This window comes from Chryseobacterium sp. WLY505, from assembly GCF_030846215.1.
Taxonomy (GTDB): domain Bacteria; phylum Bacteroidota; class Bacteroidia; order Flavobacteriales; family Weeksellaceae; genus Chryseobacterium.
In genome coordinates this window covers 48,738-63,906 of sequence record NZ_JAVCWI010000002.1, presented here as the reverse complement: position 1 = coordinate 63,906, position 15,169 = coordinate 48,738, and the positions used below count along the sequence as shown (strand labels likewise).

General features: G+C 34.5%; 16 protein-coding genes. 1 reads left to right on the top strand and 15 read right to left on the bottom strand.

Annotation, left to right across the window (positions count from 1 at the left end):
* Window positions 1-23: 23 nt before the first annotated feature.
* The 15 genes from RAH34_RS05710 to RAH34_RS05640 all read right to left on the bottom strand — a co-directional run bounded on the left by RAH34_RS05710 (window position 24) and on the right by RAH34_RS05640 (window position 14,253).
* On the bottom strand, window positions 24-887 hold the full coding sequence (locus tag RAH34_RS05710) for a hypothetical protein (protein ID WP_306595464.1): 864 nt from the start codon (window positions 885-887) through the stop codon (window positions 24-26).
* A gap of 58 nt (window positions 888-945) precedes the next feature.
* Window positions 946-1,524, bottom strand: a complete 579-nt coding sequence (locus tag RAH34_RS05705; RefSeq protein WP_114821129.1) for a hypothetical protein — start codon at window positions 1,522-1,524, stop codon at window positions 946-948.
* Window positions 1,511-2,059, bottom strand: a complete 549-nt coding sequence (locus tag RAH34_RS05700; protein WP_114821128.1) for a hypothetical protein — start codon at window positions 2,057-2,059, stop codon at window positions 1,511-1,513. Before RAH34_RS05700 ends, RAH34_RS05705 begins: the two co-directional genes overlap by 14 nt.
* Window positions 2,060-2,081: 22 nt before the next feature.
* The gene (locus RAH34_RS05695; RefSeq protein ID WP_306595463.1) at window positions 2,082-2,609 is read right to left on the bottom strand and encodes a hypothetical protein; all 528 of its coding nucleotides are present in this window, start codon (window positions 2,607-2,609) and stop codon (window positions 2,082-2,084) included.
* A gap of 78 nt (window positions 2,610-2,687) precedes the next feature.
* On the bottom strand, window positions 2,688-3,278 hold the full coding sequence (locus RAH34_RS05690; protein ID WP_306595462.1) for a hypothetical protein: 591 nt from the start codon (window positions 3,276-3,278) through the stop codon (window positions 2,688-2,690).
* Window positions 3,279-3,321: 43 nt separating this feature from the next.
* Window positions 3,322-3,831 (bottom strand): hypothetical protein, encoded by a 510-nt coding sequence (locus tag RAH34_RS05685; protein WP_306595461.1) that lies wholly within the window; start codon window positions 3,829-3,831, stop codon window positions 3,322-3,324.
* Window positions 3,832-3,840: 9 nt separating this feature from the next.
* The gene (locus RAH34_RS05680) at window positions 3,841-4,701 is read right to left on the bottom strand and encodes a DUF4138 domain-containing protein (protein WP_114821124.1); all 861 of its coding nucleotides are present in this window, start codon (window positions 4,699-4,701) and stop codon (window positions 3,841-3,843) included.
* On the bottom strand, window positions 4,698-7,055 hold the full coding sequence (locus tag RAH34_RS05675) for a TraG family conjugative transposon ATPase (protein WP_306595460.1): 2,358 nt from the start codon (window positions 7,053-7,055) through the stop codon (window positions 4,698-4,700). The genes RAH34_RS05680 and RAH34_RS05675 overlap by 4 nt, the downstream gene beginning before the upstream one ends.
* 54 nt (window positions 7,056-7,109) lie before the next feature.
* A complete protein-coding gene (gene traM / locus RAH34_RS05670; protein ID WP_306595459.1) occupies window positions 7,110-8,282 on the bottom strand; it encodes a conjugative transposon protein TraM in 1,173 nt (390 codons plus the stop codon).
* A gap of 3 nt (window positions 8,283-8,285) precedes the next feature.
* Window positions 8,286-8,696, bottom strand: coding sequence for a M23 family metallopeptidase (locus RAH34_RS05665; protein WP_306595458.1), 411 nt, complete (start codon window positions 8,694-8,696; stop codon window positions 8,286-8,288).
* Window positions 8,697-8,826: 130 nt separating this feature from the next.
* Window positions 8,827-10,791 (bottom strand): type IV secretory system conjugative DNA transfer family protein, encoded by a 1,965-nt coding sequence (locus tag RAH34_RS05660; RefSeq protein WP_306595457.1) that lies wholly within the window; start codon window positions 10,789-10,791, stop codon window positions 8,827-8,829.
* Between the two features lie 51 nt (window positions 10,792-10,842).
* Window positions 10,843-11,535 carry a hypothetical protein gene (locus tag RAH34_RS05655; protein ID WP_306595456.1) on the bottom strand — a complete coding sequence of 231 codons (693 nt, stop codon included), beginning with the start codon at window positions 11,533-11,535 and terminating at the stop codon, window positions 10,843-10,845.
* A 48-nt stretch (window positions 11,536-11,583) separates the two neighbouring features.
* Window positions 11,584-11,838: a hypothetical protein gene (locus RAH34_RS05650; RefSeq protein ID WP_306595455.1), complete on the bottom strand. Its 255-nt coding sequence runs from the start codon at window positions 11,836-11,838 to the stop codon at window positions 11,584-11,586.
* 204 nt (window positions 11,839-12,042) lie between these two features.
* On the bottom strand, window positions 12,043-12,339 hold the full coding sequence (locus tag RAH34_RS05645) for a hypothetical protein (protein ID WP_114821117.1): 297 nt from the start codon (window positions 12,337-12,339) through the stop codon (window positions 12,043-12,045).
* Between the two features lie 762 nt (window positions 12,340-13,101).
* On the bottom strand, window positions 13,102-14,253 hold the full coding sequence (locus tag RAH34_RS05640) for a hypothetical protein (RefSeq protein WP_306595454.1): 1,152 nt from the start codon (window positions 14,251-14,253) through the stop codon (window positions 13,102-13,104).
* Between the two features lie 697 nt (window positions 14,254-14,950).
* On the opposite strand from RAH34_RS05640, the gene RAH34_RS05635 reads away from it, so the two are divergent.
* Complete coding sequence (locus tag RAH34_RS05635) at window positions 14,951-15,166, top strand: hypothetical protein (RefSeq protein WP_162800923.1); 216 nt, start codon at window positions 14,951-14,953, stop codon at window positions 15,164-15,166.
* Window positions 15,167-15,169 lie beyond the last annotated feature (3 nt).

Here is a 15,169-nt window from a genome sequence, read left to right as displayed (position 1 = left end):
CTCAAAGCGCTTAATAAGATTGATTATTTTCCTCTTATTTTATTAACAATTTTTCCGGCTGTATCATAAGCTTTTCCAGGCGCGCCTCTTAGAACAGAACCGGCTTTATTACTAAATCTGTTACCTGACTCAGGATCTACCAGAAGATTCGCAAATTGTGGAACTTTTAATACCATAAGGATCATAATTACCTGAAAAGCAACAGAAAGGAGAACATTAGTAAATGCTGTATTTCCAACAGGTAAAAGAACGATAATCACCTTCATAATCGTTAGTATGGGTTCCCATAACAGTATTGACAAGAATCCGAAGAACCATGACTTCAGAATTCTTTCATTAGATATAATCAGTGAAAACGGTAAAGCAAACATTCCCAAAATATAATAGATGAATATCATCAATAATTGTCTCATTAATATATATCCCCCAACAACAGAAGCAACAAAATAAATAATGATGTGGATAAATTCTAAAAAAGGATTGACCTGCAGCAGATCATATACTCCATTTCCGTCTGCTCCTGTTCCCTGCACATGGGTGATCCCGCTTTGAAAGGCCTGTTCAAAATCAGCGGGACTTCGTCCTGTCACTCTATAGGCGCCGTGTTTTACGATTTCTGATACAATATCCACTGTATCAAATAATAATAATTTGACCAAAGGAATGTATAATGTAATAGCCATAAGAGTGAGAATAGGCCTTAAAAGAGCATCCCGGCCCATTTTTTCATCCGGATCAGACATTGCTTTCATTACTTTATACCCTACGAAAACAAAAGTAAGTGTAACAGCCATGAGAAGAACATAGGGTCTCGACTCGTTAATAAAGAGATCAATTCTACCTTGAAGAATTGATCTGTATTGATTTAAAATTTCTTGTATTGTCATTTACTTTGTATTTTTAAACATCACTGCTTTTTGCATGTTGCTCATCTTACTCCTGCTATTATTTTATTAAGACTTTATTGATTACCGACAGAGACTGCAGATCCTTTTTTATAGACAAAACAGCGGCTCTGATTTTCAAAATCCTTGTTAACAGTTTTCCAAAAACTGTATAAACCTGTCCCAAACCTCCGGAAAGGATTCCTGATGCTAAATATCTGTAATAGTCAGATTGGGCTTCTTCCAAATATCTGTTTTCAGTGGCCAGATCGTCGGATTTCTTTCCCAGTGAATGTTTAATAAATAATGGATTGTATTTTATGATGCTTATTACCTTTCTGAGATCCTGTATATCATTTTTGGTGCTTTCAATCGTAGCAATGGCAGCAGCAGCAAGCGCGAGGCTTTGTACACTTTTAATGCTTTTTTTGTCATCAATCTCTTTTTCCAGTTTTATAAGTTTTTCAAACAACTTATTTTGTTCGTCTTTGAGATAAATTTCTCCCCCTAATCCTAGAACAATTCCAGCTTTGCTTGCTGCAACGGTATAATCATTAATATCAAAAGACCAGGTCTGAGTGTAAAAAAAACTAAAGCTAAAAAGCAGCAAAAACGCGGATATTGATTTAATATGTTTCATCTTCCAGTGTTACTCGTATTACTTTGTCTAGTGCCTGCTGAATAAGGCGCAGCCTTTCTCCTTCAGGAATATAGTTCGCAGCATCCAGATAATTGGTGATATTTTCTTTCTCCGAATCAAATTTTGTTTTGAATCTTCTTCTTACCAAAACATTGGAAAGTTTACCACTTGAAAGCGGGGAAACAGCCACTATCGGATACTTATACTTTATATAATCATAGCTTGTTCCGGATACAAAGTTCAGGATATCGCTTTTTTTTGAAGTTAAACCTGATGAGATACGGGTAAGCTCCTGATTAGGTTCTATATAAATATCTTTTGTTCTTTTCATAAGACCTGTTTTTAGTGCCGCATACCCATTCAGCTTTCTATGCGCTGTGGCCATATCCTTGTAATACTCCTTTGACAGAAGATCATTAGCTGACCAGCTCCATGTCCAATTAATTACAATCTGAGCTTTGAAGAATACAGACAACAATAACAGTCCTGCGAAAAATGTCCTAACACCAAGTGATTTGATGTATAATTTATTCATGACTTTAAAAATTTTAGATTAACTATTTAGCAGACTGCTGCACTAATTTCCTCTTGAGGGTACTTCCTTTGATATTATCTTCTACCCTATCAAGCTTGCGGTTAATTGCAGACAGTGAGGATCTCAGGTCTTCATACAGATTAAATTTTTCTCCCATAATGGCAGCTTTTTCACCATTTAAAAAATGGGAAGACATATTCTCAATCTGTCTGTGTGCTGAAAGCAAATACACTCTGTTTTCTTTCTTTTTTGAATAATACAGGAAAGAAAGCTGCTCATTATCCTGTCTGAGTTGACGGGCTCTGTCTTTAACATTGTTGATGATACCATCTACTGTAAACAGCCAGGCAACAGATCCAGGATAATAGATAAGCCTTTTTCTATATTCTTTTAAAAAATCCTTAGTCCTTTGTTCGGTTGTTTCTTCCCTTCCCTTCAAAGCATATTTTTCAAAAATAATTGCACCTGATCCAAGATTGGAAGGAACATCTGAAATCGGACCGATAGGGTTATTGGAAACCGGTTGAGAGTAAGCTCTAATTGAAGTCAATAGTAACAGAACTATCAGAAACCTAAACATATTGAAATAAATTTATCATTGTGTTACAAACAAAATAGTATCGAAAAACTAGAATACAATTTCAAGTTTCTTGATCAACTGGATAAGTTCCGGGCTGCTCTGTATCAGAAATGCCAAAGCAGGCAAAGCCATTACACCAAAAACTTCCTTATCGTTTTTAGAATATACTCTTACTAACTGATCACGAATTCTATAAATTTCCTGTCTTTCAGACGCCTTTATTTTGGAAGCATCAACATTCTGCAAGGAAAGAAGTACTAATTTATCCAGTGCCAGAGATTGTAAATAATCATTCTTAACATTGGTTATATAGGGTAGCTTTTTAAACTTGTTCAATATAACCGGCCCTGCACCTAAAGCTCCGGTCTTTACAGAATTAGCAATAAAGCTGTTTTGCTTATCAAATTGAGCTGACTTTTTATAATTCCTTTCTAAAAATTCTTCATCGTTCTTAATCATTTCTTCCAGGTAATCATTTTGAAGCTTTAGCTGTATAGCTCTTGCCGCCGTATGCCCAGCAATTTCTAAAAGCTTTTTCCTGGTATCTGAATCGGTATTATTCAAATGAATGGCAAGATGTACAAACTGAGCTGAAAACAGCTGAAATGTAAAAAAACACAAGATGGTTAATACTTTCATAATACTGTATTATTAAAACTTATTATAGATGTAAATATTGAAGTTACTTAGGGATAAGACCTAATCTGTAGAATAGATTACTTTGTTCTGCCTCATATTTCATTGCTTCCAGTTCCTGAATCAGAAAATTTAACGTATTCATAAATCCTGCATCCAGCTTTTCTCTGTTCCCGCGGTTAATGTTTATCCCTACCCCTGCTATAAATGCATCTTCCAATATGCTGTTCGCAGCTTTAATATATGCCAGTTTTTTTCTGCACTTGCTTTTCTTAATGGGATTAAAATAAGGGTTGCAGACGTTGGAGTACCCGGCAAAGTTGATAAGGTCTTTTTTAGAAATGGTAGTCCTCGCTGCATTTTCAACTTCATTGATCGCTGCAATCTGGCCCAGCTCATCCAGGCTTTTTTTGGTAGCTTTTTCATAATCATCAGTGGCACTGTTCTCTAAATACCTTTCCAATAGACCTATGGGATCAATGTAGGGTAACTGTCCTTTATACTGCAATGAAAAAAACAGAAATAGCAGAATCAGGTATTTCATAAGTGAATACATTAAATATCTTTATATATATTCGGGAAACAAAAGTTTTTTTCTGGGAATACGGATATTGACGCTTCTGCCTCCGGCATATTCCCCTACTTCAAGACTCAATATCTCATCTTCGTTTAATGTGAATTTGTCGAAGATGAAGGTAATAACCCTTGTTTCACCCAGTTTAATATTTCGCTGCTCTCCACAGATTTTAACGGGAGTCAGTATTCTTTCCTGATAGACATAATCTTTTTTTGCAGCATTATTATTTTTAAGTTTTGATCTGAAAAGAATCTGGTCTATATCCAGAGTGATTTTAGACGTATTATAGATTTCTACGCGCAAGACAATTTTATTCTGAAAGTTCCTGTAATAGATTCCGTTTAAGGTCAGGTTCAATCCATCATTATTATCTTTAATCTTTACGGTAGAAGGAGCACTTTCAGAGAGCATACACAATTCCTGAAGATCCTGTGCCGTCTTTTCTTCCTTTTCAGCTTTATAAATACTTTCCTTTGCAAAATAATCTATGGTGGTAATGGTTTCAATGGCCTTATAGGTGGTGATATCCGGATTTCTGTTATAGTTCATATCAATAGAATAATAGCTTCCTTTGCCATTAATCACGGTAAGATTCGCCTGCTGGCTCTTTAAGTTCTCCAATTCTTCACCGGTATGCTTTAATTTGAGCATATTACCAATGGTGTCTGCAACGAAAAAAGTAGATCCTACATCCACATACTTTATTTTTTCATCAAAAATAATGTGGGTTGTCTTCACATCTGAAACATCAATGGCCTGACGCTGGTATAAGGGTTCCAATATTTCCTGGGCGAAAGCTCCCTGAGAACAGATAAAAAATAAAATAAATAATATAATGTGTTTTTTCATTTCTTTTGAGAATTTAAATCAATAAAATCGTTAATAGCCACCGACATGTTTCCTTTGGCTTCGTATATTCCCCGGATTATTTTGTTTTCATCGGCATTGGAAGAATAGCAGGCGTATCTTTCGGGAGATACTTTTACTTTATATACATTAGACATACTTCCTACTTTAACGTACACCTCTCCTTTGTCTGTAGAATAAAGTTTTTGAAGATCAGCTTCACTCAGTGATAAATATTTGGAAAACTTATCTTTAGATGCCATTTTCTTTTTATGGGAAAGCATGATCAAGGTATCTGTGTTATTCACCATAGCAGGCCCGGCAGCAGTATCTAAAATATCTTCCAGATCCTGGGTTGCAATAGCAACTTCTCCATAAAACTTACGGACGGTCTTGTACAAATACTTAATGAATTCAGCCATTTCTCCTTTGGAAATAGGCTTCCAGCACTCGTCTATAAATATTGATTTCTTTACTCCCGGAATCTTTTGTATTTTAGTCATCACCAGATTAATACACAACATAGTAACTAAAGGGAACAATGTAGGGTGGTCTTTGATATTGTCCATTTCGAATACAATGAAACGCTCGTGAATCAGGTTGGCAGGTTCTGCTGCATTGAGTATATCTTTATAATGTCCATCGTAAAAATCTCGAAGAGAGAGTTTAAAGCTGACCTTGTCAAAATAAGTTGATTCTTCTTCAACAGCGGTATTTTCTGAGATAAACTCATAGAAAGTAGACATACTTGGAAAAATATCATTATTGACGACATGCTCGTAATAAAGATCCAGATAGCTGGATAATATTTGTTTTTCTTCTCTTGAAGCTCCCTCTTCTCCTTTCCACAAGAAAAAGATCAGTGACAGGAGAAAGGTTTTCTTATCTATATTAATTTCATCTTCATCATAGTAATAGAAAGGATTGAATTGTAAAGGTGAGTTTAAGTCATACGTAAAGTAAACACCTTCCACCAATTCGCATAACTTTTTATAGGAGTTTCCTATATCTATCATGACGATATGGTGGCCCTGCTCATAATACTGGCTCGCAATATGATTGATCAAAAAGGATTTCCCGGTTCCTGAAGGCCCGAAAATTAATCTGTTTCTGTTTACGATGATTCCTTTTTTGACAGGCTCATCCCATAAGTCCAGACGTAAAGGAGATTCGTTTTTACGGTCACAGAAAAGAATTCCATCTTTATTGCTCTCGTAATAGGACTCAAAATTCAGTAATGAAGAGGTTTGCTCGGATATACCGATAAATTTATGATTCTCCGAAATATAAGCAGGTGCACCGGGGCAATTGTTCATATATAAATCATTCAGAGCATACTTTACCTGGTAAGGAGTAATTCCCAGATCCCTGAAAGCATTTTCCAGTAAGTTGACATCATGTTCCAATCTCTTTTGCGAGACATTCCAGACGATAACACTGAAATGCTGATAAACAAACACAAGTTCCCTTTCCAACACATCTTCTACAAGATCTTCTACCTGAGAATATGTAACCTGATTTTCTCTTGAAAGAATCGCCATACTTTTAAACTGATTCATCTTGGTCTTCAGGGAAGAAAAAACTTTTTCCGAATCCTCAATAAAAATCACCTGATTATAGATATGGTTTACATCCAGACCTGTAGAGACCGGCTGTATAAAAGGAATTCTGAAATCGGTTTTGGGTGTGGAATATTCAATGCTTTTGATGGTACTGTTAATGGTAATAGGAAGCTGGTTATTGGAAGATATCGTATACAATTCTGCAAATTTATTTCCTACCTGTAAGTTCTTATCAAAAAATATATCTCTCAGGTTCGTCTCCCCTTCCTTTGAGAGAGACAAATACTTCCCTAAAAGATTAATAATCTGATTATTATTCAACCTTTCTACGGTGAAAAAGCTTTCTTTTGTTAAAAATGAAAGACTTGATTCTACGCCTTTGATAAAATCATCTATTCCATCTAAATATTTATTATACTGACTGGAATTATTAAGGATACTTACTTTACTTTTAGAGTCCTTTATGATGGTGAGATAACACTCGTGGCTCATGGTCGGCTTTTCATGGAAAAACCTGTTATCACTTGATGCTAAAAAATTAGGACTGTCCGATACTTGCTCTGTGATCGAGTCTACAAAAAAGAAATCCTGTTTCTGCAGGATTGTTCCGGCAGGCAGAGATCGGATTACTTTATCAAAAATAACACTGATCTGTTCAATCTGATCGCTGTCAAGCGAATATATCTGAGGAAGCATCACCTTATACACTAAGCCAACATCTCCCTTTTTACTGATTAACAAATCATCATCTACTGCCAATATGTTAAATGCTTTTTTGATATCTATATCTTTCATAATCTTAGGAAATAATTATTAAATCATTTTACTTTACTTTCGCAATAAGAGACTCTAATTAAAACCGGAGCCATTATTTACGGATCTTATATTGATCCACAGCTGGTATTTTTTAGGTAAAAACACTCTCTTTTTCTCGAACACTTCTTTGCTTATTTCTTTTCCTGCTGATAAAATGGCCAGGTTTCTGGCCTCTTTTAAATCTATCCCGGTATTGGCTCCACCGCCTAAAACAGAACTGCCTGCATTGGTTCCTCTTTTAATGGCATAATCAAAGACATCCTGCGATACGGTGGATGGAATTTTCAGCCAGGAATGATTATTCATATGAATACCTTCTCGTCCGTCATAGTCATACACTCTGAAGTTTAACAGATACAGGACATTATCTTTTTTATAACTTTCAATATCAATACTGATCCGGTCTTCCTTTAGAGATATCCTTCCATAAACAATGGTATTCTTAGGGATTACCAGCCCACCCGGCACATCTGAAAGCCTCATGTCTTCTTTTATTCTGATAGGGATAATATTTTTATCCAATATTCTCTTCTGTTCTATGGTTTCTGAAGGAATCAGCTGTAAGATCTTATTATTGTTTCCTCCTGTTGTTCCCTGGAAAAAATTCTTTTGATCACGAACTTCATTCTTAACCAAATCCTTTTTATTTTCCCTGATTTCTAAAGTATCTTCCAGGCCCGCGGCATTACGGGAGGCAGCACCTTGCGTTAAGCCTGCACGGATTTTATCCTGAAGCTCAAATATTTTGCTAAGGCTACTTTCACTGCCGGAACCATAATCGGAACCATATCCTGAACTATACCCGGAACCGGAAGAGTAGCTTCTTCCCGGTGAAGCGATATTGGATAAAGCTTTCATATAGCGTTCCTGCCTTTTGGTATAATCATTTTCTTCCGTTTTGCCATCAAAATTCTGAAACTGTCCCTGCAATAATTTTTCATCTTCAGGAAACTCTGTATCTATACCATACTTTCCATCCTTTGAAAAGTATTTCTTTAAATCCCTTTCATCCTGATTATAAATTTCCAATTTTGACTTCTCTTCAAGCTGCTTCTCATCCACATTAGGAGTTACAATCAACTTGTCATCTGACTCTTTCATTTTCGGGAATAATATCAGACTCATAATCAAAGTAAGAATACCCAGAGCAGCCACGAAAACAACTCCAATAATGATCTTCTTTTTTTTATCCAGATTTGCAAACATATTTTATAAACTATTTTTACACATAATATTCAGAAACAATAAGGGGTCAATTCTTTTCCCTTCAACTATTATTTCATAATGTAGATGTGGACCTGTAGAATGTCCTGTATTTCCGCTCAATCCTATCAACTGTCCGGGTGTTACATATTCACCTTTCCCAACAAACAAAGACATTAAATGTCCGTACCGGGTTCTGAAACCTCCCTGGTTATCAATTAAGATTGTATTTCCATATCCTTTTTCATAGGTTGAACTTAATACGATACCGTAATAGGTAGAGAATACAGCAGTTCCGCTAGGTACAGAGAAATCAACGCCCTGATGCTTTTTAAGTACTCTATCAATAGGATGTTTTCTATACCCATAATGGGATGAGACAATTTTCTTATAGGATTCAACCGGCGGTATCATCATTTGTGATTTAAATTTCTGATCAGGAAATAGGATAAAAAAAATAAAACACACAGGAAGCATCCTATTTCTTTTACTAAGCCATACCTCCATAATACGTTATCATCATTTTATATTTTTTCAATTACAGTAATCAATTCTGTTGAGTTTCCACATCTGAGGATGGATCACTGTCCATATGAGCTTCTTCCTCCTGGGAAATTCTGTACAATTCGTTTTCAATAAGAATATCAACCTCTTTTACAATTCTTTCGAAGTTTCCATTTAAAACCTCATTGATCATTTCTCCTTCTATAACTGTCGGGATCTCCTTCTTGATCTGATCAGTACGCTTTTCAACTTTTATTTTTCCTCTGAAAATTTTTCTGTTAATTTCTTCTCCGAAATTATCGGCAATAACCCCTACAAATTCTCCCTGAGAAAGCTGGGATATTGCGGATACCGGAATGGCATACTCTAAATTCTCATTGATAGAATATGAGTTATTGGTATCAATGGTTACATTTTTTAATTTTTGTTTTTTCTTTCCGAATATTTCCTGAAGCTTGCTTGCAGTCTCACTTCTTACTGAACCACTAAAAATATTACCTACGATATTAAATATTGTTTCAGCTACTTTATCCCCGTAATCGCGCTTCAGCTGTTCAAGATCCTGCATTCCTATGGTTGTAGAAACTTTGTTGGATCTGGCGGTTGCAATCAGATTATCTAACCCCATAAAATACATGGTTGGCAGCTCATCGAGGATCACGGAACAAGGTTGTCTTCCCTGCTGATTAATTTCTTTCAGAAGCTGGGTAACCACAAGCCCTAAAGCAGGAGAATTTGTGGTCTGGGTACTTGGTGAGTTGGCAATAATTAATATGCATGGACTTTCCGGATTATTGATACTTAATGAAATATTCTCTTCAGGAAAAACATTATTACCCATTACCCAAAACAATTCCTTGGTTGCCAACTGAGACAGCGGTATTCTCGCAGATGCTGTCTGACCAGAAAGCTGTTCGTAAGCCTGCTTGGCTAAAGCATCTGCAAAGGGAGTCATAAAGAATCTCAGTTCAGCATATTTCCCAAAAACCTTAAATACTTTTTCATCCGGCAAAGAAGCTAAAGATATGGCATGAGGCAGTGTACAAAACTTCCCGTCTTCATAAATTCTCAGGAAATAAATACAGGCAGCGAAATAAGAAATCGCTGATTGTGCAAAGAAGTCTTTTTCCGTAATCCATTCTTTATTCAGATTGAATAAGATGGTTTGTGATGCTTCGATGGCATCTGCTGCTTTCCTTATCAATTGAGGATCCAGAGGGTTCACAAAATTTGATTTCTCCAGATCATCTAACGAAACCACACAAAAACGAGGTTCAATTTTGTATTGCTCTTTATAGTATTCATAAAAAGCAAATGTTTCCTTTGCCAATGCGGGAAATTTGAAATCATACACCATCATCGAAAATTGCTTTTGAATATGCTGTCGTATATATTCTTCAACTACCGAGTAAGATTTTCCTGATCCCGGAGTTCCCAGAACCATAGTAGCCCTGAAAGGATTCACTACATTAATCACCCCGTTTTCTGTTTTAAAATTTACAGAATAAGGATTTTTCTTAACGACTTTCTCTTGTTCAAAGATTTGATTTTTATCATTAAATTCATCCTTCTTATCATAAAAATTGAAGTATTTTCTAAACTTTAAAAACCCGACGATATAAACAATATAAGAAACAAAAGATATGATGGTATAAGAGATTATCTCAATCTTCACAACCGATATACTTAAGAAAATGATAAGAGATGATCCTACGATGACAACATTCCTCATAAAAGAAGAATTTTCTCCTACTTCTCTCTTCACTTCAAAGCCAAAGCAACAAAAGGTAACAATAGCAAGACTTACAGTTCGCAGTATTAAAGGATTTTTAATTAACGGGAAGATTACAAATAACTTGATGATGAATATATTGATATATTCGTTACCTAATCCTTTCTCAACTACATAACTGTATTTAGAATAATAAATATCTACCAAAATCAATAGTATACTTATTAAAAAGGAAAATATAATTAAAATATCTAAAGAATATTTGTCATTTTTCATTATACATAAATTATAACAGAATTCCGATTGAAATTCCGGATTATCACCCTATTAATTATCCTCTGTCTTCTGAGAACCTTCTGTTTCCTCTTGTCGGTTATTGACCGCTTCCCGGGCCGAATTATCTTCAAGTCCTTTGCTTTTGAACAGATAGTTTTCAACAAGTAAACCATGAGGATTATTTTCAGTTCTTGCCACATTATATACATCAAATGAGGCATAGAACAGGTTTTTTGTACTCACGTTCTGATCCACTCTGGAAACACTCAGTTTTCCATAAACAGAGGCGTGATAAGGGTATTCTTTTTCATTAACTTTTATGGAATCTATATCCAGTTTTTGAACAAGATTCTGAGATTGTATCCTCGCAAAATGTCCGTTTGCTTTAAGCGATAAATACAATTGTTTTCCGGAATTTCCGATCAGATAAAGAGCCTCATTGATATTCTTATCGTAACTAAACTGATCATATCCAAAAAATAACCTGTGAAGCACTTTAATATGATTCTTAATCTCAGGCAGTCTGTAATTTTCATAGTCCTGATCGTTATTCATAGAGTTTGCAATCGCAGCCTGCCCTTTTTCAGTAATAACATATATCTTTTTGGTAAAAACCTTACTTACATAAACCGCCCAGACTGAACTGGAAATGATTGCTATTATTGTGATAAAAAAGCTGAGAAACAGTGCTTTTTTAACTAAAGAATAAGTAGAAGGAATCTCACGTAATTTTTTTAAATCCATTGTTTTTTTAATATTGATAAATGATGATACAGATAACAGAAAAGCATTCTATCTGAATATTTTAACTTTAAAAGAAGCTTTTCTACAGTTTTCACATAAAGGATATTGATTTTCATCTTTATTTTCTGATAGAGGAGCAATATTAACCAACTTAACATCCTGGTCACTTTTGCATTTTACACACAACATTTTATTGAACAGGTTATTTTTAGTTTTCGATGCATTATTTCCAGGTTCTCCTGAAGCTAACTTCACTTTTTCTTCTTCACTATTTGAAGGTTCAAGAAAAGATTTAAATTTCATAGGTAAAATAAAGACGTTCTTAACAGGCATACGATGAGAATATATGCCGCAAACAAAATTTCAGGAAGAAATTGCAAAAAAATAATATTGAAGATTATATGTTTTAAAAATATCCAATATTCCTGCAGAGATCGTAGTGTTGAGTTTAGATTTAAGCTATGAACTCCTTAAAGTGTATAGCTTAAACCTAAAGAGCTGTATTTTCTAAATGAATACATGAGTAATAACATCAACCAAGCCAAAAATAGCTAAACCTATTACAAAACGGACAAAATTCTTTTGAGCCTGTTCGTTACCCTGCATATACTGAACAAATATCAGAAAAGCCCCCACAACTGCAAAAGCTGCCACCCCTGCATTCAATGAAGTTTTTAGAGTGGTTGTCCATCCGGAAATTTTTGCATCAATTGTTCCTGCACCTCCTGCTTGAGAATATAATAAATTACCTATAGGCAACAATAATGCGATCAAATTCCTTCTATTAAATTTCAAATTTTTCATTTCTATTCTATTTTAAAACTAAATTTTAATTTTTGTTTGTTTATGTTTATTTGTAATCGGAATATGTGTTGAAAATGTAGTATCCTATTTTTTTGTTTTAAATTCCCTGTTATCTTTTGAATTGTTACTAATCAAATTTTCTAGTTTTTCATCAAATCTGATACATTGTACTCCCATCTTAAAATCAAAAAAGTATTCCTTAAACTCTCCTTTTCTGGGATATTTTTTTATGATGTATAAATACAGTACGGGAATTACCAAAAACACTAATGATAAGAGTACCTTTTTAAAGACAATAAAAAGAAACAGCATCAGACATATAACAATTATCATCGCTGTAATTACGGGATAACCAAAGATTAAAGGGACCCTTTCTAAGGTTTTTGGGGTTTTATATTCCATATAAATGTGTTTATTTTACCAGAAAAAGTTCTTTACATCACAAAAAATCACTTATGAAATCTGGTCTGATCGTAAAGAATGGCAGGCTGATCAGGAAGCATATCCCTATTTTCTCAGCCTGCACATTACCCTAACCTATATTGAGTGAATACTAAAGGGCTTTAAAATTGCAAAACTTTTCAGAGTAAGCAGCGACAGGTTTATCTCACAACTTCTATCCATGCGGCTTTTTACTGTCCTGCTGTGAATCCTTTGAGTGTGTAGCAAATTGATAATCATCTAGAAATACTATTTTTAAATCCAACAGTACCTTATCTATAAGTACTATTTTTGCTTGTGTTTTTATCGATTAAATATCTCTTAACGCATTTTTGGTGATCTTGGAGGAAGTGCAGGAGCTGACTCAACTTTACCTCTGGGAGGAATTGCAGGAGCCTGATTTGCTTTAGTTCTAGAAGGAACCGGAGGCGCTTGATCAACTTTACCTTTAGGAGGAAGTGCAGGAGCGTTAGGATCAACTTTAGGGGATCTAGGAGGGAGTGCAGGAGCAACCTGAATGTTATCCATTCCTTTTGAATGAGACGCCTGAGCTCTAAGTCCCTGTTCTCTATTTCTTTGTGGTTGATTCTGAGTTTCAGTAAACATTGAAAGATTTCCTCTCATATCATTTTTACCGGTAGAGAATACATTTTCTTTATATTTATGTTTACTTGAATGAAGTTCCCCTTTATTATCACGATATGCATACAACCCCTCTTCCTCTTCTGTATTTTGATTTTCCACACTCTCACGTGGATTAACTTTCGCAGAAACAGACTCCTGTTTACCAGATTTCTTTTCAAGTGTATTTTCAATCTCTTTCTCAAGACTCTTCATTACTTTACCAATCCCATCAGGTGTTAAAATTCCAATATTAGTAGCCGGATTTCTGCTTTTGGTAAATACTTGAATATTTTCCTTACTGTCATCAACAAAAATATTATGAACAGTATGTAGCTCTTTATCTTTTAATCTTTGATTTTCTTCATATTTTTGTATTTCTGTATTCTTATCTTCAGCCATTTTAGTACGATTAGTATTAATGGGAACAGAAATTATTGAAATATCCTTTAAATGAGTTAAGCCATTCATTTCATATACTGCTTTAATCGCATTCGGAAACATAGAGGCCGTTAATACAACAACATCAACACCCTGACCTTTGCTTTTACCAGCTAATTCATTCAAACCCTCTGCATCAAAAAAATCAAATGTATGAGCTTTATATTTAGGATTATTCTTAGCCTTTAAGACATCGATCTTTGCGGAATCCGCTAAAGCCTCCTGAACTGCCTGTTTAGATTCCTCTGAAAGAGGTCCTGTACCCATAAGCTCCTTCATTAACTGCTTTTTTGTTAATCCGGGAATGTCATGATCTTCGTACTCCCCTGTATATCTAATCATAGTATTATGAAGATGGCCATCGAATTGTGTGTTATCGAAGTCTAAAAAGACATTTGTTTTTGTTTTCATTTTTTGTACTGATTTTATTAATACTGATTTTTTGAAAATAGTTCCCCAATACATTTATTTTAAGCAGAACATCTGTTGCGCAACGTGTAATTAAAATCCCGTTATTGTTTAACTATTAATCATTGGCAAAATTAGGAGGTGTTAGAATCCACTGAAAATTAATACCGTAAGAATAAACCGTTACGCCTGTAGTTTTTATTCGTGTTGATGAGCTGAAAAAAAATGACATTACCTTCAGCAGATACACTTAAGAGACCCTGTGTTTTTGTAGCTCACTACTCACCTCTAAAATATACAATCAATGATTCATGATGGATTTAAAAAGCTATTATAAGAAGATTACCTATTACATAAAATGTAATTAAAACGACCTATTTTTTAATTATTAATAATTTGCAAAATTAAGGGAATCGATAATTCGCAAGAAAATAAAACTGTAAGAATAAACAGGGAATCATGTAGTTTTTATTCGTGCTGATAAGTAAAAAATCATACTGTATCTCTGATGTTATTATATTATTCGTCAGTAGTTTAATCTATGTACAAAACCACCCCATATATTTTCATCCCGGCAGTATAATAACTACAACTAATCACCTGTATTTCAAATATTTAATCAATAATTTTACCCACTATATAATAGACCATTGATCTTGAATAATATAACGATTCAAACTGGCTAAAAATAAAAGATACTATGAACGATTTACTTACTATTGCAATTGTAACTGCATCCGTTGTTCTCTTTTCCTATTTAATGACGAGTCTCAGAACCAATAACAATTTGCGGGAAAAACTATTACTTCAACCCAAACAAATGACAGCAATCAAAACGAAAGTATTGCATATTCTTTTTAAAAGGAATCTCAGGCATGGAAAAATTACTTTCAAACATCAAAACCACAGAAGATAAACC

Coding starts and splice junctions, on each gene's coding strand:
- RAH34_RS05710 (WP_306595464.1), bottom strand. CDS start 887: ATGACAATACAAGAAATTTTAAATCAATACAGATCAATTCTTCAAGGT.
- RAH34_RS05705 (WP_114821129.1), bottom strand. CDS start 1,524: ATGAAACATATTAAATCAATATCCGCGTTTTTGCTGCTTTTTAGCTTT.
- RAH34_RS05700 (WP_114821128.1), bottom strand. CDS start 2,059: ATGAATAAATTATACATCAAATCACTTGGTGTTAGGACATTTTTCGCA.
- RAH34_RS05690 (WP_306595462.1), bottom strand. CDS start 3,278: ATGAAAGTATTAACCATCTTGTGTTTTTTTACATTTCAGCTGTTTTCA.
- RAH34_RS05685 (WP_306595461.1), bottom strand. CDS start 3,831: ATGTATTCACTTATGAAATACCTGATTCTGCTATTTCTGTTTTTTTCA.
- RAH34_RS05680 (WP_114821124.1), bottom strand. CDS start 4,701: ATGAAAAAACACATTATATTATTTATTTTATTTTTTATCTGTTCTCAG.
- RAH34_RS05675 (WP_306595460.1), bottom strand. CDS start 7,055: ATGAAAGATATAGATATCAAAAAAGCATTTAACATATTGGCAGTAGAT.
- traM (WP_306595459.1), bottom strand. CDS start 8,282: ATGTTTGCAAATCTGGATAAAAAAAAGAAGATCATTATTGGAGTTGTT.
- RAH34_RS05665 (WP_306595458.1), bottom strand. CDS start 8,696: ATGATGATACCGCCGGTTGAATCCTATAAGAAAATTGTCTCATCCCAT.
- RAH34_RS05660 (WP_306595457.1), bottom strand. CDS start 10,791: ATGAAAAATGACAAATATTCTTTAGATATTTTAATTATATTTTCCTTT.
- RAH34_RS05655 (WP_306595456.1), bottom strand. CDS start 11,535: ATGGATTTAAAAAAATTACGTGAGATTCCTTCTACTTATTCTTTAGTT.
- RAH34_RS05650 (WP_306595455.1), bottom strand. CDS start 11,838: ATGAAATTTAAATCTTTTCTTGAACCTTCAAATAGTGAAGAAGAAAAA.
- RAH34_RS05645 (WP_114821117.1), bottom strand. CDS start 12,339: ATGAAAAATTTGAAATTTAATAGAAGGAATTTGATCGCATTATTGTTG.
- RAH34_RS05640 (WP_306595454.1), bottom strand. CDS start 14,253: ATGAAAACAAAAACAAATGTCTTTTTAGACTTCGATAACACACAATTC.
- RAH34_RS05635 (WP_162800923.1), top strand. CDS start 14,951: ATGAACGATTTACTTACTATTGCAATTGTAACTGCATCCGTTGTTCTC.